Here is a 19,189-nt window from a genome sequence, read left to right as displayed (position 1 = left end):
TGTATATTATTTAGATTTTAACCAGTTCTCGCGTTTATTTATGGCTTCCTTACCAGCGTTTTGTAGTAATTTGGTCTCAATATCTGGATGTGTAGTAAAAGTCATTTCTGTTTTTACTTCCTTACCTAATCTTTTATAGGTTATCGTTACCTTTTTACCAGGAATGTATTTTTTTAGCACCTCAGATAATTGCTTTTCATCTGTAATAGGATCTTCATTTATAGCTATAATAATATCATCTTTATCTAATCCTGTCGTATAAGCTGGAGATCCCTTTTTTGGGTAATCAGAGATAAAAGCATCGTTGTTTTCAAACTTTATGGGTACTCCTCCAAAGTATACTTTTTCTTGATTATTAATCATTGAAATTCCAAAATTAGCAAATAGAGTTTTATAATCTGGTACCTGGCTACTATTGATATATTTATCAAAGAAATCATTGGCAAACGACTCTCCTGCATATTCGCGCAGTGTGGTTAACAGATGCTCTTCTGTATACGGGATTTCGGTTTTTCCATATTTTTGCCAAACAAGCTTCATGTAGTCATCAAGATTAAGGCTATCCTTATAGTTTCTTAAGGATAAATCCAGAGCTAACCCTAGCATACTGCCATAAGAGTAATATGATATAAATGTATTTCCTCTGTTTACAGGATCTACAGATGTTGCTGCATCTACAAAAGGAGCCTGGTAGCTCATCTCTGTAGGATTAAAATACACTCTGGCAGGAGAGTTCCATACATAATTAAAAGACCTTGCTAACCCTTGTATATATTGTTCCTGACTTATAATACCTGCTCTGCATAAAATTAATCCCGTATAATAACTGGTAAATCCTTCTGCAAACCATAATTCTCCAGACATATTGGCTTTTTCAAAATCAAAAGGCTCTAATGTTTTTGGTCGTATACGTTCTACATTCCAGGCATGAAAAAACTCATGAGAAACAGTTCCTATGTTTCTGTCCATTCCCTCCTTGGCAAGACTACGAGTACTGGTTAGGATAGTAGAGTTTCTGTGTTCCATACCATCGCCAGATACATTCGGCATATAACAGGCTAAAAAAGTATAGGTTCCGTTGTCAAATTTTGGATATTCTCCAAACACTTCTTTCTCTTGCAGTACTACTTTTTTGACTTTTTCAAAATAAGTATTAGCTTCTTCTTCGGTCCCTAAGTGGTGTAATGCAAATTGTATGGTGTATTCTGAACCTTCAGATTGAACGGTAAATGCTTTTACCGAGTGATTGCTAATTTCTACAGGGCTATCCATAAAATACTGTAGATTAGGTGCGGTATATTTATTGTTTCCAACAGGAAAAAGTTGCGTGGCAATCTTCCAGTTTAGATCTTTTCTAGTATCAAAAGTTACTTCTATAGGGCTGTCTTTAAGAGCAGGAGCAAACATAAAAGTAGCAGGAATATTGAGGTGTGCATGAGTTTCATCAATTTGAGAATACGTTCCATCTCCTCGATCTGCAAATAGAATATAGGATACTTTAATGGTGCCATCATGACCGGAAATATCCCATTGATGAGGGTTAGGGCGGGTTACCTTAACTTTTTTACCTTGACTATCAGTAACCTTTACATCATAAACATTTTTTGCAAATTCATGCAAAGCATACCTTCCAGGGGATGTCCTACTCATTCGTAAAGAAATAATATCTGTTTTTATATCAGAAAATGTAGCTTGTATTTTAGCTTCATGATGAACAGCATTGTCAAAAGAAATATGATATTGATTTTTTGATTGAGAGAAGCCTAACTGAACACATAGTATCGCAATTAATATCTGTACTAATTTCATTATGATTTGTTTGTGAAATGATGATGAAAATCAAATATAGGTATTAATTGTAGTTCTTTTTAGATAACTTTTTAATAAGGATGACTTATACTAGAAAGTTTAACAATATTTTTTATTGTTAATGCTACCATCTTCAAATCATTTACTTTGAAAAAAGAAAAATCCCGAAAATATACCTGTGGTGTTTTTTCCTTTTTTATAACTCCGGTATTTATAATTTTTGGGATTCCATTTTCAAAGAATAATGCCTGCGGAGATGTTTCAATAGCATTAATGTTGTATATATATCCATCATAAAGCGGTTCAATAGTAGAAACATTAGTATGCCCGACAATTATATGAGATGCATTATAAACTTTAAGAATCTCTTCTACTTCTTTTTTTGAAGATTTTTTAATTTCATCGTTTTGTTTTACATAGCCTCTATATTGAGTTACTCCTGTTTTTCCTAATATAATTTCTTTAAGATTTTCATCAATGGGTTTGTCGTTCCAATAATCCCAAATAGCTTGATTTATTTGCTTTATAGAATATTTTTTTGTTGCGGTTTCGGGACTAATTCCTCCATGAGTAATTAGGATGGTTCCGATTTTTAGTAGTACAGGTCGTGTTCTTAACCATTGTCCTATATATGTTTTATTAGAAAAAGCATCTTTAAAAGACATCATCTGCTGAATAGCAAATAAATTGGCAGGATGTACACGACTGAAATTCCCTCTGAGAACATACTGTTCGTGATTTCCAAGTAGATAATGAATCATTCCTCCAGCTAATTCTGCCTGTTCTGAAAGCTGAACTATTTTCCATAGTACTGTACTCACTTTAGTTCCACGATCAACCATATCTCCTGCAATAACCAAATGGTTTTCTCCAAAACTCCAATTACCGAGAGAATCAATAACCTTAAGGTTTTTTAAAAGAGTATCCATATATTCATAATCTCCATGAATGTCACTAATAAAAGCAATCTTATCAGGAGTAGTTGTAATTTCTGTGACAGGTACTTTAATTTCTGGCAAGGATAAATTTAGGGTAGTATCAATGGTAAAGTTTTTAATAATAGAATCATACGTTTTGTGGTGTGCTTTATCATTTTGATACCAATCTACAGATATGGTATTGTCTTTTTGATATGTAACAATAGGGCCTTCAATAAAATCATCATCAAATGTCGGGGTATCTGCAGCCCCAGCCAAAGTAGCATTAAAATCAATAAATTTTGATCTTATAGGAACCTTAAGTGTTTTGTAAATACCATTCTCTGTCAATATAACAGTACTCTGATTTAGTTTGTAAACTATAATAATCAGAATTAGGGTAAGTATCCCTAATATTGGATAAAGTAGAAATAATTTCCATTTTTTGATCTTTTTCATTTTTGTTTCGATTTAGACAATAGTTTTCTTAGGCAATGACATGTGATCATTGCCTATAATAAATAGTTCAGAAAATTGAGATTACTTAATTCTGGATATAAATTTATTCTTCGATGTATTCTAAAATATCAGATGGCTGACAATCCAGAACCTTGCAAATAGCTTCTAGTGTTGAAAAACGTATTGCTTTAGCTTTTCCAGACTTGAGAATAGAGAGATTAGCAGTGGTAATGCCAATTTTTTCTGCCAATTCTTTACTCTTCATTTTTCGCTTGGCTAGCATCACATCAAGATTTACAATTATTGGCATAGTTATATTGTTAGTTCGTTTTCTTCCTGTAATTGAACTCCTTGCCTAAATATGGTTGCAATAAAAAGAGCAAAAACACCTAGTATGATATGTAAAAACACTGCATACAAATCATTAAAATTTCCTCCTTGAAAAATAAGCAACTGAATGCTACCATATAATACGGGAAAGAATAAATTTATAATTGTAAAATAAGTCAAATGCTTTATCGCATTTTTTGAAAATAAAGTTTCTGCTTTAAAAGTCTCAAAAACAAGCGATAAGACATAGAAAAATGACGCATAAAAAAAGAAGAATACAATAATTGATGCAAATGTATTGATTTCATACACTCCCTTTATTACCGAGTCGGTATAAGGAATCTTAATCTGAAAATTATTACCAGAGATATTTAAAAAAGAATTAGTAACCATAGCAAATGCAATAAATAATAGAAAAACCCCGTATCCGATAGCAGTAACTCTGGTCACATAAAACAATAATGTTGACAATGATTTTTTTCCGAACATTTTCATAGTTATATTGTTAATTCATTTTCAGATTGAATTTCAATACCTCGTTTAAAAATCAATGCAATAATAAAGATAATTCCGGCCATGAAAAGGAATTCTGAGCTTCCGAAATCTAGTTCAAAAACAACCCCTTTCTTTAATAACCATTTGCTGTACCTACTTGCAAAATAAGCTAATAAACCTATCCATAATGAGACATAGCTAATATTAGAAATTAGATTTGCTACAACAGGAGTAAATGGCTTATCAAAATCAATTTTTGAAAAAATCCTAATGATTAAATAAAACATATATGCCTTAAAAGCTAATATGGAAACAATTAGTGATAGAAGCATAATATAATACTGAATGGAAAAATTATAAAGATTTGATAAATCTAAACCTAGATATAGATCCTTGGTGGCCTCTTCGTTTACAAGAAGACTTATTGCACTCGAAATGAGTATTGCTCCCAACTTAATACATAAACCAATGAATATAATCCATGATACTATTTTCATTGCACTTAAAACTTGTTTTGTTTTCATTTTTATTATCGTTTAACGATAACAAATATACAAAAATTATTGATAAACGATAATTTTTGTCAAAAAAACCTATTTTTTAATTTTTGGTTTTAGCTTTCTAAAACCTCGTGGTATCTTTGAAACATGATTTCCAGAAAACTAAAGCAAAAACTAAATAATCGTATCGAAAATAACTCTCTTCGGTTATTAACTGATTCTAAAGGGTTGATTGATTTCTCGTCTAATGATTATTTGGGATTTACATCATCCAAGATAATTTTTGAAGGAGCACATCAATTATTGGTTAAAAAAACACTACAAAAAAACGGAGCAACAGGTTCTCGTTTGCTTTCTGGAAATCATAAATTATATGTAGAAGCTGAAAACATGCTTGCAGATTTTCATAATGCTGAAGAAGCTTTGATTTTTAATTCTGGGTATGATGCTAATGTTGGTTTTTTTTCTTCGGTACCACAACGAGGAGATGTTATTTTTTATGATGAACTAATCCATGCCTCTATTAGAGATGGGATGCAGATGAGTAATGCAAAATCGTATAAATTTAAACACAATGATATAGAAGACCTAAATTTTCAGATTGAGCGAAATCGAAATGAGAGAAGCGATCAAGAAATATATATCGTCACAGAGTCTGTTTTTTCAATGGATGGGGATTGTCCAGACTTAAAATCGTTAATAGCATTTTGCCAGAAATATAGTTACCACCTTATTGTAGATGAAGCACATGCGACTGGTGTATTTGGAGACTATGGTGTGGGGCTACTCCAGAAATTAGGGTTAGAAAATCAGGTTTTTGCAAGAATCAATACCTTTGGTAAGGCTTTAGGTTGCCATGGAGCAGTTGTTTTAGGATCAAAGGATCTAAAAGCATACTTAGTAAATTTTTGTAGAAGTTTTATATATACTACCGGATTACCACCACACTCTATTGCAACAATCCAAATGGCGTATGAAGAACTTAAATGTACATCTGAAATTGAAAAACTCATTGAAAATATTACTTTTTTCGACCAAGAACTTAAATCCAAACATCTAACATCAAGATTTATTAAAAGTAATTCTGCAATACATTGCTGTATTATTTCGGGCAATGAAAACGTGAAAAAAGTTGCAAACCAAATTCAGATAAAGGGATTTGATGTCAAGCCGATTTTGTCACCTACTGTGCCACAAGGTAAAGAACGATTGCGCTTTTGTTTACATTCTTATAATTCTAAAGAAGAAATCTCGGAAGTCTTAGAACTACTTGCTACTTTTGTATGCATATGAGCGAAACATTTAAAACTGTCGCTGTTTTTCAATATTCGGCAGAAGCATTGATCATCAAAGGAAGAATAGAATCAGAAGGAATCCAGGTTTTTACTATGGATATGCATACTATTGATACAGATCCTTTGGTAAGTAATGCTATCGGAGGCGTTAAATTGAGAGTAAAAGCAGAAGACGAACAGAAAGCACTGCAGATTATAGAAAGTATACAAGAATATGCTATAGATGATCAGGGAGAATCTATTTGTTGTCCAAACTGTAATGGAAAAAAAATAGTTCTGGATTCAACAATCGATAGCCTTAAAAGTTTAGTTCTTCTTCTATTGTTTATGTTACCAATTAATCAAAAAACGAAATATAGATGTGAGGACTGTAATCACAAATTTTACTTAAAATGAATAAAAAGATATTCGTTACAGGAATAGGTACAGAAGTTGGCAAAACTATAGCTTCGGCAATTGTGGTTGAGGCATTGCAGGCTGATTACTTTAAACCGATACAGGCAGGGGATTTAGAATATTCAGATACCGATAAAGTACAAGAACTAGTGTCTAATTCAAAATCTGAGTTTCACGACAATAGTTACGCTTTAAAAACGCCGATGAGTCCACACGCTGCGGCAGAAATTGATCAGGTTTTTATCGAAATTGATAAAATAACACTTCCCAAAACAAATAATCATTTAGTTATTGAAGGTGCCGGGGGATTATTGGTGCCATTAAATAATAACAATACGATCCTGGATTTAATACATTCTGATTACCATGTTATTGTAGTTTCCAGACATTATTTGGGAAGTATTAATCATACCTTAATGACCATCCAGATTTTAAAAGAAAAAGGATGTACTATATCTGTTATTTTTAATGGGGCAGCACATAAAACTACCGAAAGTATCATAAAAGAAATGACAGGAGTTACAGTTATAGGAAGAATTGATAATGAGCCTTATTTTGATAAAATGGTGATTGCAGAATATGCAGAATTATTTAGAGATAAATTAAAATCACTTTAGTATTTATAAAAATATTCGCTTTCGCGGAAATGACACACATATGACTTTAAAAGAAAGAGATAAAAAACATCTTTGGCATCCACTCACCCAGCATAAAATACATCCCGAAGCATTACCAATTATAAAAGCAAAAGGAGCCTTGCTTTATGATGAAGATGAGAATACATACATCGATGGAATTGCTTCCTGGTATACTGCCATGTATGGTCACTGCAATGATTATATTTTAGAGAAAGTGCAATCTCAAATGCAGCAATTAGATCAGATTGTATTTGCTGGTTTTACTCACGAACCTGCCATAAAATTATCTGAAGAATTGATAAAAATATTACCAGATAATCAAGAAAAGATATTCTTTTCAGATAATGGTTCTACCGCCAATGAAGTAGGAATTAAAATGGCACTACAATACCATTTTAATAGAGGAGAAAAAAGAAATACAATTATCGCTTTTGAAGATGGTTTTCATGGAGATACTTTTGGAGCTATGTCTGCCTCAGGATTATCAGTGTATAACGGTCCGTTTGAAGATTTTTTTATAAATGTTAAACGTATTCCTACTCCTAATTTTGAAAATATTGATATTGTTATAAAAGAATTACAAGAGTGTATCGCAACTAATGAAGTAGCTGCTTTTATATATGAGCCACTAGTACAGGGAGCCAATGCAATGCATATGTACGAAGCGAGATATTTGGATCAAATCCTTACTATTTGTAAAGACAATACCATAATTACCATTGCAGATGAGGTGATGACGGGTTTTGGAAAAACCGGAAAAACGTTTGCTTCTGATCATGTAGAAACCAAACCAGATATTATTTCGATGTCTAAAGCTTTAACAGCAGGATTCGTACCTATGGCGGTAACAAGCTGTACTCAGGAAATCTATGATGCCTTTCTTGATGATTCTATTGGCAAAGCCTTTTTTCATGCACATACGTACTCTGCTAATCCTATAGCTTGCTCGGTAGCCCTCGCGGCGATAGCACTTTTACAAAGTGAAGAAATCCAAAATAATATTGACAGAATAACAATGTCTCACAAGGATTTTGATGCTAAAATCAAAGACCACCCTAAAATTAAAAGAACTAGGCAAGCAGGAGTGATCTACGCTTTGGATCTGGATATTGAGATGGATCGTTATGGTAAAAAACGTTATGAGATATTTGACCATTTCATGAAAAATGGCGTAGCATTAAGACCACTGGGAAGCACGGTTTATATTTTGCCTCCTTATGTGATTACTCAAGAACAATTACAGAAGGTGTATGATACGATTGTTGAGTTGTTAGAGGGTGTTTAATTTTTTAACGCCTCTTTTATAGAAGATGTAAATCTCTCTTTGTCATCAATAAAAAATGCTATCGTTTTATAGGTCTTTTTCATTCCATAAAGTCCAGAAAATGTATTTTCTTGTTTCAAAGTAATTAGCATATTATGACTTTCTAACTCACCAAGTGGAGATAATTTTATAGTCTTAGTATCGAATTCGATTTCTTTGCTTGTGATTTCTATAGATTCAATAGTATTAATATCTATTGTGGTTTCACTAAGGATACCATAGCGTAGATGCAAGATGCCATCTTCTATGATAATGGGTCTTTTAATAATAGATTTTAGAAAACCAAAGATTTGAATACTGGAATATACACTCAATATACTTGCAATCCATGCAGCAATTGCACTCCATTTTAATAAAAGAATATGTAGTACATAGGTTTCAACACCAATGATTACGATAAGTGCAGCTAATAAAGAAATGGTTCCGCTGTTTTTATGATAAGTAAATTCATTTTCAGCTAGGATTCTCTTTTTCCAGGATATGAATCCATAATAGAATACCGCAAGCTCCATGGTAAGAAATATTGCAATTTTACCAGGTGCAATTTCACTACAAGTTTCCTTTAACGCAGAGAAAAAATCTAACTCCTGTTTTGAATTTGCTTTATATCTTTTTATGGTTTGGCGAACTTTATAAAACACAAAAACACCAACTCCCAGTTCTACAAAAGGAAAAACCCAGTTTTTTGCCCAATTTAGTATAGATTGATGCTCTTGCGGGATAATATAAGAAGCGATAACCATTCCCAGAATAAAAAAAGGGACGATTGTAGTTTTAGGAATATTTTTCTTTTTGATTAATATAAAATAAACAATAGGTATAGTAAAAAGTAGATCAAGAGTGATACCAATTGATAATGCACTAGTATTTGTTGCAAATATTTGTGATTTGGTGATCAAAATCACTGATAAAATAAGGAGTAATGGTACTCCAAACACTACTAAGTTACTATGGGTTTTCGTTGTCATACTCATTTTGTTGATATCCTAACAAGTCAATTTGTTCATCGGTCTCATCAATGATCACATACATTTCTTTATAGGTCCATTGATCATTCTGTTTGGTGCCTACAACAAATAATTGTGCCTCACCTTTTGGCCCTTTTATAGGAATTGATATATCTGCGGATCCTGTGTTATTCTTATATGAAAGACTACCGTTCATTATACCATTAGTTTCTATAGGTTCTCCCAGGATATTTACTGTATATTCATCGTCATTTACTTTAACAAGAGCATCCTTGTAAGGAGTAGACTCAGTAATTAACTCACTCACACCAAATATTAGAGAGCCCAAAAAAATAAAAAATATGACAATAAGAGTAAGACAACCCCCTACAGGAACTGCCCATCCCCAATTTCTGGCAAACCAGCTTTTTTGTTGTATATGCTCTTCCATAATTTTTATTATTATATCCTATAAAGATAAGTATCTAAAATGTGTTTTTTGTTACTAAAATCTTATGATAAATGATATTACTATTGAACAAGATAGAACAAACCAGTACATTTGCCAAAACTTGAAAATTGCAACAAAAAATATCAATAACAGGAATTTCTTCTATATCTCCATTGGGAGTTTCTTCTGGCGATATATGGAAAGCATATAAAGATCCATCACATCGTATCTCTTTTAAAGATTTTGAAGGAGAACAAGCCCCGATTGCATTACTTTCTCAAAACGCAAAACAAAAAATAAAAGAATTAAGAGCAGAGAGTTCTCATTATGAGGCATTGGATGACTCTGTTCTTTTTGGTGTTTTTGCCGCCAGACAAGCAGTTAAAAATGCTGGATGGAATGGAGATCGTAATTTTGGGATTAATATAGGTTCTTCTCGTGGGGCAACAGGGCTTTTTGAAAAATATCATCAGGAGTTTCTAAAAAGCGGTAAATCATCTACGTTAAGTTCACCTACGACTACGCTCGGAAATATTTCATCGTGGATTGCTCATGATTTACAAACCAGTGGGCCAGAAATAAGTCACTCGATTACATGTTCTACGGCACTACATGCTGTGCTTAATGGTGTTGCCTGGTTGCAATCGGGTTTGGCAGATCAATTTTTGGTTGGCGGAAGTGAAGCTCCATTAACACCATTTACTATTGCACAAATGAAAGCCCTTAAGATATATGCATCAAATGATAAGGCGGCTTATCCATGCCAGGCAATGAATTGGAATAAAAAAAGAAATTCTATGTTTCTTGGTGAAGGTGCTGCTATTGCATGTTTAGAAAAAGGAGTGAAAGAAAATGCTTTGGCTTTAATAGGAGGTATTGGTTATGCTACAGAACCATTAAAGCATAATATATCTATATCTACAGAGGCAGATTGTTTTCAAAAATCCATGAAATTGGCTTTAGGTGAAACCCCTGCAGATGAGGTAGATGCTATTGTATTGCACGCACCTGGCACAGCAAAAGGAGATTTGGCAGAATATAATGCTATTAAAGCTGTTTTTAAAGACTCATTACCCGCTTTGACAACTAATAAATGGAAAATAGGACATACCTTTGGTGCCAGCGGGATCTTGAGTTTGGAGCTTGCAGTATTAATGCTAAAACATCAGGAATTTATTCCGGTCCCCTTTGTAACATACGATAAACTTCCTAAGCAGTTAAACAAAATAATAGTAAACGCTGTTGGTTTTGGAGGCAATGCTGTTAGTATTTTGCTCGAGCGTCTTTAATTTTTTGCGATATTTGGAATATAAAATTTTTGGTATTAGAATGCTGTTATATGCGTTCTCAAGTAATTAAAAAGATTTATAATACATGAAAACACAAATCACTCTTTTTTTAGTAAGTCTTATCTTACTTTTTTCAGTCCATGCACAAGAAACTATTCATAGTGAGTTTGAATCTCAGCTAATCAATATAAATGGATACAAGATTAATGTAGAAACTAAAGGTAAAGGAAATCCAATAGTATTTATTGCAGGAGGACCCGGAAATTCTCATGATTATATGCAGGGTAATTTTGGGAAATATCATAAAAATCGGCAAGTAGTTTTTTTTGATGGTTTAGGGAGAGGACTGTCTGATGATGCTAAGGATATCAAGGAATATTCTATACGAGGTGATGTAGAAACGTTAGAAGGTATTAGAAAAGCGTTGCAGTTGACTAAATGGACAGTAGTAGGGCATTCTTATGGTACAGTAGTTGCTCAAGCCTATGCTTTAAAATATCCTCAATATACCGAGAAGATGATATTGATTAATGGGTTTCATAGTGGATTAATGTGGCAGGCAAATTGTGATAGTTATAATCATTACGCCAAAACACACTTTCCAGAAAAATGGAAAGTAGTTGATTCATTACGATCAGAAGGATTTGTATCTAGTGATTCAGAGTTTTCGAAAGTATATGGAGATTTTCCAACAAAATATATATACTATCATAATACAGAATTAAGACAACCTGTACCCAAAGAAGTAAAACGTTCATGGAACTCTGATGTGTATTATACCATTATTGGTAGAGATGCTGATTTTCATGTTACGGGTGATATGGGAGATATAGATTTTAGAAAAGAGTTAAAGAAAATACAATCACCAACTTTAATCATTGCTGGGCGTTATGATGGTGTGTCTACTCCAGAATTTGCAATACAGTATAAAACCTATATGCCTAAGGCAGAGTTTGTAATGTTTGAAAAAAGTGGTCATAACCCATATCTGGAAGAGCCAGAAAAGTTTTTTAAACTGTTTGAGCGTTTTTTAGAGATAAAGCATTAATTTTTGAGATATGAGTTTATCATATTAATTGATACAAATACACCAGATTTTCTTACATTTGACTTTTAGATTTAGATGATTTATGAGCGTTATTAGACACGATTGGACCAAGCAAGAGATTCTTGATATTTACAATACACCTATGATGGATTTACTGTATAAAGCAGCAACTATTCATCGCGAATATCATGATCCAAATGTTGTACAGGTATCTACCCTGTTATCTATTAAAACAGGAGGATGTCCTGAAGATTGTGGATATTGTCCACAAGCAGCCAGATATCATACTGATATCGAAGGAAATGACCTGATGAGCGTACAGCAAGTAAAAGCACAAGCACTTCGTGCAAAATCTTCTGGAAGTTCTAGAGTATGTATGGGAGCTGCCTGGCGTAACGTTAAAGACGGTCCAGAATTTGAAAATGTGCTGGAGATGGTTCGTACGATTAATAAACTTGATATGGAAGTATGCTGTACCTTGGGTATGATCACCGAAAATCAGGCACAGCGATTAGCAGAGGCAGGATTATATGCCTATAACCACAATTTAGACACTTCAGAAGAATACTATAAAGAAGTAATTTCTACCAGAGGATATGAGGATCGATTAAAAACGATTGATAATGTTCGTAAAACTAATGTAACTGTCTGTAGTGGTGGTATTATCGGTATGGGAGAAGAAGTAAGTGATAGAGCAGGAATGTTGACAGCATTGTCAAAATTAAGCCCTCAGCCCGAATCGGTACCCATAAATGCTTTAGTAGCAGTAGAAGGGACACCAATGGAAGATGAAAAGCCTGTAGAGATATGGGATATGATTAGAATGGTAGCTACTACCAGAATTGTTATGCCAAAAACACAAGTACGATTATCTGCAGGAAGAACCGAAATGAGTAGAGAAGGGCAAGCGATGTGTTTCTTTGCAGGAGCAAATTCTATTTTTGCAGGAGATAAACTACTAACGACTCCTAATCCAGATGTAAATAAGGACATGGAGATGTTTAAAACATTAGGACTTAATCCGCAAAAACCGTTTGTAAAAAAGGCTCAACCAGAAACAATTGAAGCAGAAGATTCTATTTTTGAACCTCTGGGAGAAAAGCCTAAATGGTCCAGACCAGACCATACTATCGAAAGAAATCAAACAGCAAAACAGAAAGCTAAAGGAATAATAGCGGATAAGTAAAGATATCAAGGCCTTTTAAAAAATTAAAGGTTTTATAATATTCTCTCTACGTCTTTTATTTTTTTAATCGTCGGATTATGTTGATGTAGATCAGTATAAAATTGCCATCACCTACTTTTGGCTGATATCGCGTTAATTCTTATGGCTTATTTTTTAGTAAGTGAAATTAAATTTAGAACAAATACCAAGGGTAAAAACAATTACCAAAGAAGAATTTCTTAAGAAATATGTAACATTACAAAAGCCGGTTGTAATCGAACAGTTGACTGTAGATTGGCCAGCGTATACGAAATGGAATCTTTCTTATATCAATGATGTAGCAGGTAATAAGACTGTTCCTTTGTATGATGACCGACCAGTTTCGTCTGAGCGTAGATTTAATGAGGCTCATACTAGTATGAGAATGAGAGAATATCTTAATCTACTTGAACAAGGGCCTACCAATTATCGTATTTTTTTATATAATTTACTAAAAGAAGCACCTTTGCTTCAAGAGGATTTTAGATACCCAGAAGAGATAGGGTTAAAATTTATGAAGAAACTACCATTTTTATTTTTCGGAGGTAGTGGCTCTAAAGTATTTATGCATTACGATATTGATTTAGCCAATATTCTTCATTTTCACTTTCATGGAGAAAAACAATGTATATTATTTCCACCTTCAGAAACAAAGTATTTATACAAATTACCACATTCACTACTATCTCATCAAGGAATAGATTACACAAATCCTGATTTTAAAAAATGGCCTGCGTTAAAGCATGCCAAAGGGTATATTGCAAATTTAAAACATGGCGAGACATTGTATATGCCCGAAGGGTACTGGCACCACATGACATATTTAACTCCAGGATTTTCTATGAGTATCCGTTCTGCAGCCCAAGGAGTTACTCAGTTTTCTAAAGCTTGTTATAACGTGTTTTTTATGCGATATCTGGATAATTTTATGCGAAAAACCAGAGGAGAGAAGTGGATCGATTATAAAAATAATAAAGCAGTTCTACGAACAAATAAAAGAAATGATTATTCTAAAAAACAAAACCTCGACTATGAGCAAGAAACTCAGTAATCAAGATTTTGTTTTCTAAGGATGTTTACTATCAGAAAAAATCTGATTAAAAATCTCTTAGCATGTTTACAAGGTTGGGGTGAATTTTTTTAAATTCTTAATCACTTCAACAGCAGTTTCTACAACTTCTACGATATCATCAATTAAGTCTCCAATAGGACCTCGTCCTTCTATTTGAGTAATTTCTTCAAAACTTAATTCACTTACTTTTAATTCGTTTAAATTTTTCATAGTTAAATAATTTGTAGATTTATAATTCTAATTAATGTTTTAGTTTTTTATCGTTTTCTGGTTCAAACTTAAGAAGCAAGAGTCTCATATTTTGAGATAGACTAAAATTTTGTGTCTACTTATCGTTTACAATGATTTAGGCAATTTGGATAATATTGATTTTTTTAAACCTATCCTAAATTTAAAATCGGATACACTTGATAAAGATTTACAGGTATGATGGATAAAAAGCCTGGTATAACGTGTTTTTTATGTGATGTCTGGATAATTTTATGCGAAGAACATGAGGAAAGAAGTGGATCGATTATAAAAATAATGAAGCTATAAAAAAACCAATAAAAGAAGTACTTAGTTTATTGATTTTTGCAACAAACCTAATCATATAAAGTTTTTTGAGTACATAATTCGTCTTGTATACGTCTGGATGAAAACAAAAAATCAAGAATTTTTTTAGATATAATTGTAAATATTGATCAATGAACACAGTAAGTTCTTTATTGATAATTAGTGCTTCTCAGGGGTTCATTTTTGGTTTGGTTATTTTAGTTTCTCCATTTTTCAGAAGTAAAACCAATAATTATTTAAGTTATACAATATTGATAGTTTCTTTATTGATGCTCAATGTGTATCTTGATGATATGGCTGTGTTTGTAAAATACCCGAAGTTTAAGGTATTATACGACATCGAATGGGTATTTTTATTCCCGGTTTTTTTCTTCCTTTATTTTTTAAAATCAATCAATCATGATTTAGAAAAAAGTAAGAAACGATATTGGTTGTACATACCTTTTATGTTTTCTGTGATTCTTAATGTGGTTTTTAATCTGGAACATGTCTATAAATGGTATACTTATACTTGGGAACATAAAGAGTATGCGTACGGGTGGATTTTTAGTTTTCAGGAATTGGGCTATTATTCATTCAATTTAATTATTGCTATTTGGTCTTATAAGATTCTTAAGGAAAAAAGGTATTCAACTCATCCTAATACTAGATGGCTAAAAAAATTATGTGCTAGGATATTTTCCTTAATAACATTCTGGGTTATAATAGGTGTTATCGATAAGGTTTTTAATATAGGTTATGAAATCTGTATATCTATTATATGTACAAGTACTTCTGTATTTGTGTTTTGGGTTGTGTATTATGGAATTTATACATTAAAACTTACCAATAATAAAAAAGATAATATCGGTGAGGTTAAAAATGTCACTTTATATGTAGATGCTACAGAAACCCTTGATAAGAGACAACAGAAAGAACTAACGAATCCAGATACTTCGTTTTCAGAAGATAACATATATTTTCAAAAGTTAGAAAATCTTCTTCAAAAAGATTGTATTTATCGCGATCCAAATTTGAGTCAAGAGATGATAGCTAAACTATTAAATATAAGTTCGGGTTATCTATCGCAGATTGTAAATGATATTACAAAAAAGAATTTTACAGTATATATTAATTCCTATAGAGTTAAAGAAGTTAAGCGTATGATTCTTAATACAGAATTTGATAAGTACAGTCTATTGACTATAGGGCTAGAAGCAGGATTTAAATCCAAAACTACATTTTACACTTCGTTCAAAAAAGAAACCAAATTAACTCCTAGTCAGTTTAGGTCTAAAAACAAAAAGGTTCCGAATTTTTAAATTTTAATAATATCGAACATTGATTTCATAAAGCCTATCTAGTTTTGGCTATAATTAATTGCGTATCGGTCTATTTATAAATTGATGTTTGCGAGTACTTCATTGCGATCATTTTTAATGAAACCGATAGGTTTTTATTTGTCAATGAAACGTAACTTTTAAAAATGTAGATTAATATGAATTCACACATCAGTATTAAAAATTTAAAAAGATATTTTTTATTCCTATCCGTGATTTTATTCATGGCCTGTCAGTCTGATGAGGATCAACCCCAACCAGAAAAAACTATAAACGGTTTTTGGTTAGCCAAAGATAAAGGGTATGTCATTGAGATTACAGACAAAAAAAAGGTGTTGTATGGCGTAAATTCGGTCGGATGCACAATCATAGAAGATAATTTTGTGCCAGAAGAATCTTTTGGTGTAGCGCTAGCTCTTATTGGTCCTAACGAATTGATAGCAGAGCCAAGGCTTAGTGCATCAAATATTGAGTTCAGGAGGTTATTAAATCAAAATGATTTTTGTCTTCCTGAACAAATTGCAAATACTAAAGATCCAAAGATTAATTTTGATCATTTTTGGAATATTTTTAATGATTATTATGCTTTTTTTGAAACAAGAAAGGTTAACTGGTCGCAATACAAGAGTTTAAGAGAACAAGTAACTTCAGAGAATTTTTATGATACCTTAGAGGGGTTAGTTCTCCTTATGGAGGATGGGCATGTAGGAATTGATGATGAAGCTAATAATATTGCAATCGATGCTGGTTCACCTAGTTTATTTTCTCGATTAAATTCAAGTCTAAGCGGAGATTTAATTATTGAATCCGGAGAAGATTATAATAAACTTTATAACCAGAAATTACAAACCATAGCATCAAAATATTTAAATAATAAAGTTGAGATTGATGAAAATGGAAAAATAGCATGGGGGTTAATTGGTGATGATATTGCATATGTTAATATTTTAAGTATGGAAGGTTATGGTTCTAATGCAAAAAATGAGTTGGAGACATTAAACTCAGTATTAGATAAGATAATGAGTGATCTTAAAAATTATGGAGTTTCTAGACTAATAATTGATGTTCGCTTTAATGGTGGAGGATATGATATGGTTTCGGTGAATATCGCTTCACGATTTTTAGACGAAGAGCGATTGGCATTTTCTAAAAAAGCAAGATTAGGAGACGGCTTTACAAAAGGCACATCAATAAATATGACTCCAAAGGGTGATTTTCAATTTACAGGAGATATTATGTTACTTACAAGTCCTTTGACGGCAAGTGCAGCAGAAGTTTTTACACTATGTATGAAAGATTTGCCATATGTAACTATGATTGGAGATAATACAAATGGAGTTTTTTCGGATATTCTAACACATACTTTGCCAAACGGAGCTTTAATAGGGTTGTCTAATGAGGTATATAGCGATGCTAATGGAGAAGTGTTTGAAGCTATTGGGGTTGGTCCAAGTGAAGAGAATAGGGCTCCATTATTCTCTAATAATGATTTTATTAATGAAAAAGATAGAGGAATTGACTTGGCAATAGAAATATTAAACAAATAGAATACTATATAACAAAATCCCAAAGGGTTCTAGAATGATTTCTTTGGGGTTTTTTTATTAAAAAAGCTCATTTGCTTTTTCATAAACAAGAGTGGTCTCCCATCCTCGATATAAAAGATAATCAACAAGTTTTTTGCGTTTCTTGTTCTTATCGTGCTCTGTTAAAGTACTGTATTTCTTTTCGGCAAGCTTATGAAAAGTTTCAAAATAGTCTTTTTCTGATATTTCTTTAAGTGCCGTTTTTACATTGTAAGGTGAGATGTTACGAAATTTAAGCTCCCGAACTATGCGTTGCTTACCCCATTTTTTGATATTAAATTTTCCTCGGGCAAAGGCTTTGGCAAAACGTTCTTCATTAAGAAAATTATGATCCAGAAGATGCAGGATGATTTTTTCTTTAGCCTCAGGAATAAGCCTCATCGTCCTTAATTTATCTTCGACATCTTTATGGCAGCGTTCCTGATAGGCACAATAATGTTCCATTTTTCGCAGTGCTTCGGCTACAGTTATAGATGTAATAGAATTCTTATACATTACCGCAAATGTACAGTGACTTTTATAATTACCCCAAAAGTTATGCTTCTAAAATTAATAATCTGTTAGTAATTACATCCTTTTTGCAAACATTATATTGCTTTAAAAAAGCTCTTACTTTTTCTTCTTCATTTTTTTCTTTTAAATCGTTCAATAGATTTTTTTTTGTTAATTTTTTAAGATCTAATGGAGCATATCTTGTTTTAAAATAATAAGTTTCAAAAACAGGCCAATCAGGTAATATTCTCTTATTTTCTTTATAAATATGAATCCAATTATTGCACCCTACAAACTCACAAAAATTACCATTTGGCAGGATAGTAAAATGAAAAGGATCAATTTCATGATCATGATCCATATCAGAAGCTATCAGTTGCTTAAGTTCCTTGGCATTAATTGGATTAGATGCATAAAACAAAAGAGTTTCTAGCTTATGTGTTAGGTCATAAGCCTCGATTTTCCCCATTCCATTAAAGTTTTCAAGGATTTTGTAGAGTAGCTCTTTTTCGTTTGTCATGGTTTATGTTTTTGAGATATATAGAATTGAATTGTCTTTTTATAAAGGAGTGCTTAGAAGCATAATTCTCCTATAATCAAATAGATCATAGGAGAAAATGAACTCACTAACTTAACTCATTAGTTTACAAGCTAGTATCTTGACCTCCGGGACCGCTTCCGGCCCATCCCCAATCTTTATTAAATTGGTCATCAAGGCCAGGTAATCCTGGTGTATCAGAGGTAGAAGTTGCAGGAAAAAAAGTACCTCCTTCTATTGTGATTAGTTCTGATGCATTTAATTCCTGAAAGGATGCAGTGTTATAACTTTTCATGTGATTTCGTTTTCAGATTGATGATTGATGATTGATGAAATTAAAGTGTTTTTAGAAACCTGGAGTTTCTTTTTTAGGAAAATAGTTATCCCACTCTCTAGGGTCGCCAAATGGTACGATAGGAAATATATCTAAATCTCCCAGGTTTGCTATTGCCAAACCACCATTGATGGTACTTAATTGGGCATTGTTTAATGCTTCGAATGATTTTAAATTTCTCATGATTTTTG

Annotated in this window: 22 protein-coding genes; 10 read left to right on the top strand and 12 right to left on the bottom strand. The window is 32.4% G+C overall.

Going from position 1 to position 19,189, the window contains the following annotated elements:
- Positions 1–6: 6 nt before the first annotated feature.
- From AAFU52_RS07245 to AAFU52_RS07225, 5 genes are all read right to left on the bottom strand, one after another.
- Complete coding sequence (locus AAFU52_RS07245; protein WP_438425966.1) at positions 7–1,809, bottom strand: M61 family metallopeptidase; 1,803 nt, start codon at positions 1,807–1,809, stop codon at positions 7–9.
- A gap of 71 nt (positions 1,810–1,880) precedes the next feature.
- On the bottom strand, positions 1,881–3,185 hold the full coding sequence (locus tag AAFU52_RS07240; protein WP_438425965.1) for a metallophosphoesterase: 1,305 nt from the start codon (positions 3,183–3,185) through the stop codon (positions 1,881–1,883).
- A gap of 103 nt (positions 3,186–3,288) precedes the next feature.
- Positions 3,289–3,495 (bottom strand): helix-turn-helix domain-containing protein, encoded by a 207-nt coding sequence (locus AAFU52_RS07235; RefSeq protein WP_024768316.1) that lies wholly within the window; start codon positions 3,493–3,495, stop codon positions 3,289–3,291.
- A 2-nt stretch (positions 3,496–3,497) separates the two neighbouring features.
- Positions 3,498–4,010, bottom strand: coding sequence for a DUF2975 domain-containing protein (locus AAFU52_RS07230; RefSeq protein ID WP_024768315.1), 513 nt, complete (start codon positions 4,008–4,010; stop codon positions 3,498–3,500).
- A 2-nt stretch (positions 4,011–4,012) separates the two neighbouring features.
- Entirely contained in the window at positions 4,013–4,534 is a 522-nt protein-coding gene (locus AAFU52_RS07225) for a DUF2975 domain-containing protein (RefSeq protein ID WP_438425964.1), read from the bottom strand.
- 123 nt (positions 4,535–4,657) lie between these two features.
- Between AAFU52_RS07225 and AAFU52_RS07220 the strand changes: the two genes are divergently transcribed.
- From AAFU52_RS07220 to bioA, 4 genes are read left to right on the top strand one after another with little or no spacing between them, the layout of a single operon-like run.
- Entirely contained in the window at positions 4,658–5,803 is a 1,146-nt protein-coding gene (locus tag AAFU52_RS07220) for an aminotransferase class I/II-fold pyridoxal phosphate-dependent enzyme (RefSeq protein WP_438425963.1), read from the top strand.
- A complete protein-coding gene (locus AAFU52_RS07215; protein WP_438425962.1) occupies positions 5,800–6,201 on the top strand; it encodes a putative signal transducing protein in 402 nt (133 codons plus the stop codon). The genes AAFU52_RS07220 and AAFU52_RS07215 overlap by 4 nt, the downstream gene beginning before the upstream one ends.
- The gene (gene bioD, locus AAFU52_RS07210; protein WP_438425961.1) at positions 6,198–6,818 is read left to right on the top strand and encodes a dethiobiotin synthase; all 621 of its coding nucleotides are present in this window, start codon (positions 6,198–6,200) and stop codon (positions 6,816–6,818) included. Before AAFU52_RS07215 ends, bioD begins: the two co-directional genes overlap by 4 nt.
- 40 nt (positions 6,819–6,858) lie before the next feature.
- Entirely contained in the window at positions 6,859–8,124 is a 1,266-nt protein-coding gene (gene bioA / locus AAFU52_RS07205) for an adenosylmethionine--8-amino-7-oxononanoate transaminase (RefSeq protein ID WP_438425960.1), read from the top strand.
- Here bioA and AAFU52_RS07200 read toward each other — a convergent pair.
- On the bottom strand, positions 8,121–9,131 hold the full coding sequence (locus tag AAFU52_RS07200; protein WP_438425959.1) for a hypothetical protein: 1,011 nt from the start codon (positions 9,129–9,131) through the stop codon (positions 8,121–8,123). The genes bioA and AAFU52_RS07200 overlap by 4 nt on opposite strands.
- The gene (locus AAFU52_RS07195) at positions 9,112–9,561 is read right to left on the bottom strand and encodes a cytochrome c oxidase assembly factor Coa1 family protein (RefSeq protein ID WP_024768308.1); all 450 of its coding nucleotides are present in this window, start codon (positions 9,559–9,561) and stop codon (positions 9,112–9,114) included. The genes AAFU52_RS07200 and AAFU52_RS07195 overlap by 20 nt, the downstream gene beginning before the upstream one ends.
- A gap of 128 nt (positions 9,562–9,689) precedes the next feature.
- Between AAFU52_RS07195 and AAFU52_RS07190 the strand changes: the two genes are divergently transcribed.
- From AAFU52_RS07190 to AAFU52_RS07175, 4 genes are all read left to right on the top strand, one after another.
- Positions 9,690–10,850 (top strand): beta-ketoacyl synthase N-terminal-like domain-containing protein, encoded by a 1,161-nt coding sequence (locus AAFU52_RS07190; protein ID WP_438425958.1) that lies wholly within the window; start codon positions 9,690–9,692, stop codon positions 10,848–10,850.
- Between the two features lie 85 nt (positions 10,851–10,935).
- Positions 10,936–11,898: an alpha/beta fold hydrolase gene (locus AAFU52_RS07185; RefSeq protein WP_438425957.1), complete on the top strand. Its 963-nt coding sequence runs from the start codon at positions 10,936–10,938 to the stop codon at positions 11,896–11,898.
- A gap of 82 nt (positions 11,899–11,980) precedes the next feature.
- Positions 11,981–13,084, top strand: a complete 1,104-nt coding sequence (gene bioB / locus AAFU52_RS07180) for a biotin synthase BioB (protein WP_438425956.1) — start codon at positions 11,981–11,983, stop codon at positions 13,082–13,084.
- A 160-nt stretch (positions 13,085–13,244) separates the two neighbouring features.
- Complete coding sequence (locus AAFU52_RS07175; RefSeq protein WP_024768304.1) at positions 13,245–14,153, top strand: cupin-like domain-containing protein; 909 nt, start codon at positions 13,245–13,247, stop codon at positions 14,151–14,153.
- A gap of 66 nt (positions 14,154–14,219) precedes the next feature.
- Here AAFU52_RS07175 and AAFU52_RS07170 read toward each other — a convergent pair whose 3' ends face one another.
- Positions 14,220–14,384: a hypothetical protein gene (locus AAFU52_RS07170; protein WP_438425955.1), complete on the bottom strand. Its 165-nt coding sequence runs from the start codon at positions 14,382–14,384 to the stop codon at positions 14,220–14,222.
- A 476-nt stretch (positions 14,385–14,860) separates the two neighbouring features.
- On the opposite strand from AAFU52_RS07170, the gene AAFU52_RS07165 reads away from it, so the two are divergent.
- The gene (locus AAFU52_RS07165; protein ID WP_024768303.1) at positions 14,861–16,030 is read left to right on the top strand and encodes a helix-turn-helix domain-containing protein; all 1,170 of its coding nucleotides are present in this window, start codon (positions 14,861–14,863) and stop codon (positions 16,028–16,030) included.
- A 176-nt stretch (positions 16,031–16,206) separates the two neighbouring features.
- Positions 16,207–17,595, top strand: coding sequence for a S41 family peptidase (locus AAFU52_RS07160; protein ID WP_438425954.1), 1,389 nt, complete (start codon positions 16,207–16,209; stop codon positions 17,593–17,595).
- A gap of 57 nt (positions 17,596–17,652) precedes the next feature.
- Here the strand turns inward: AAFU52_RS07160 and AAFU52_RS07155 are convergent, their stop codons facing one another.
- From AAFU52_RS07155 to AAFU52_RS07140, 4 genes are all read right to left on the bottom strand, one after another.
- A complete protein-coding gene (locus tag AAFU52_RS07155) occupies positions 17,653–18,129 on the bottom strand; it encodes a regulatory protein RecX (RefSeq protein WP_438425952.1) in 477 nt (158 codons plus the stop codon).
- A gap of 40 nt (positions 18,130–18,169) precedes the next feature.
- Positions 18,170–18,646, bottom strand: a complete 477-nt coding sequence (locus tag AAFU52_RS07150; RefSeq protein ID WP_438425951.1) for a hypothetical protein — start codon at positions 18,644–18,646, stop codon at positions 18,170–18,172.
- 124 nt (positions 18,647–18,770) lie between these two features.
- On the bottom strand, positions 18,771–18,959 hold the full coding sequence (locus AAFU52_RS07145) for a hypothetical protein (protein WP_024768299.1): 189 nt from the start codon (positions 18,957–18,959) through the stop codon (positions 18,771–18,773).
- A gap of 51 nt (positions 18,960–19,010) precedes the next feature.
- Positions 19,011–19,181 (bottom strand): hypothetical protein, encoded by a 171-nt coding sequence (locus AAFU52_RS07140; RefSeq protein WP_438425950.1) that lies wholly within the window; start codon positions 19,179–19,181, stop codon positions 19,011–19,013.
- Between the last annotated feature and the right edge of the window lie 8 nt (positions 19,182–19,189).

This window comes from Aquimarina macrocephali (genome assembly GCF_051627225.1).
GTDB classification, from domain to species: domain Bacteria; phylum Bacteroidota; class Bacteroidia; order Flavobacteriales; family Flavobacteriaceae; genus Aquimarina; species Aquimarina macrocephali.
The sequence above is the reverse complement of the archived record's forward strand: the minus strand, read 5'-3'. Positions and strand labels throughout refer to the sequence as shown.

What these genes read in the sequence shown, in the direction of transcription:
- AAFU52_RS07245 (WP_438425966.1), bottom strand. Translation starts at nt 1,809, where the DNA reads ATGAAATTAGTACAGATATTAATTGCGATACTATGTGTTCAGTTAGGC.
- AAFU52_RS07240 (WP_438425965.1), bottom strand. Translation starts at nt 3,185, where the DNA reads ATGAAAAAGATCAAAAAATGGAAATTATTTCTACTTTATCCAATATTA.
- AAFU52_RS07235 (WP_024768316.1), bottom strand. Translation starts at nt 3,495, where the DNA reads ATGCCAATAATTGTAAATCTTGATGTGATGCTAGCCAAGCGAAAAATG.
- AAFU52_RS07230 (WP_024768315.1), bottom strand. Translation starts at nt 4,010, where the DNA reads ATGAAAATGTTCGGAAAAAAATCATTGTCAACATTATTGTTTTATGTG.
- AAFU52_RS07225 (WP_438425964.1), bottom strand. Translation starts at nt 4,534, where the DNA reads ATGAAAACAAAACAAGTTTTAAGTGCAATGAAAATAGTATCATGGATT.
- AAFU52_RS07220 (WP_438425963.1), top strand. Translation starts at nt 4,658, where the DNA reads ATGATTTCCAGAAAACTAAAGCAAAAACTAAATAATCGTATCGAAAAT.
- AAFU52_RS07215 (WP_438425962.1), top strand. Translation starts at nt 5,800, where the DNA reads ATGAGCGAAACATTTAAAACTGTCGCTGTTTTTCAATATTCGGCAGAA.
- bioD (WP_438425961.1), top strand. Translation starts at nt 6,198, where the DNA reads ATGAATAAAAAGATATTCGTTACAGGAATAGGTACAGAAGTTGGCAAA.
- bioA (WP_438425960.1), top strand. Translation starts at nt 6,859, where the DNA reads ATGACTTTAAAAGAAAGAGATAAAAAACATCTTTGGCATCCACTCACC.
- AAFU52_RS07200 (WP_438425959.1), bottom strand. Translation starts at nt 9,131, where the DNA reads ATGACAACGAAAACCCATAGTAACTTAGTAGTGTTTGGAGTACCATTA.
- AAFU52_RS07195 (WP_024768308.1), bottom strand. Translation starts at nt 9,561, where the DNA reads ATGGAAGAGCATATACAACAAAAAAGCTGGTTTGCCAGAAATTGGGGA.
- AAFU52_RS07185 (WP_438425957.1), top strand. Translation starts at nt 10,936, where the DNA reads ATGAAAACACAAATCACTCTTTTTTTAGTAAGTCTTATCTTACTTTTT.
- bioB (WP_438425956.1), top strand. Translation starts at nt 11,981, where the DNA reads ATGAGCGTTATTAGACACGATTGGACCAAGCAAGAGATTCTTGATATT.
- AAFU52_RS07170 (WP_438425955.1), bottom strand. Translation starts at nt 14,384, where the DNA reads ATGAAAAATTTAAACGAATTAAAAGTAAGTGAATTAAGTTTTGAAGAA.
- AAFU52_RS07165 (WP_024768303.1), top strand. Translation starts at nt 14,861, where the DNA reads ATGAACACAGTAAGTTCTTTATTGATAATTAGTGCTTCTCAGGGGTTC.
- AAFU52_RS07160 (WP_438425954.1), top strand. Translation starts at nt 16,207, where the DNA reads ATGAATTCACACATCAGTATTAAAAATTTAAAAAGATATTTTTTATTC.
- AAFU52_RS07155 (WP_438425952.1), bottom strand. Translation starts at nt 18,129, where the DNA reads ATGTATAAGAATTCTATTACATCTATAACTGTAGCCGAAGCACTGCGA.
- AAFU52_RS07150 (WP_438425951.1), bottom strand. Translation starts at nt 18,646, where the DNA reads ATGACAAACGAAAAAGAGCTACTCTACAAAATCCTTGAAAACTTTAAT.
- AAFU52_RS07145 (WP_024768299.1), bottom strand. Translation starts at nt 18,959, where the DNA reads ATGAAAAGTTATAACACTGCATCCTTTCAGGAATTAAATGCATCAGAA.
- AAFU52_RS07140 (WP_438425950.1), bottom strand. Translation starts at nt 19,181, where the DNA reads ATGAGAAATTTAAAATCATTCGAAGCATTAAACAATGCCCAATTAAGT.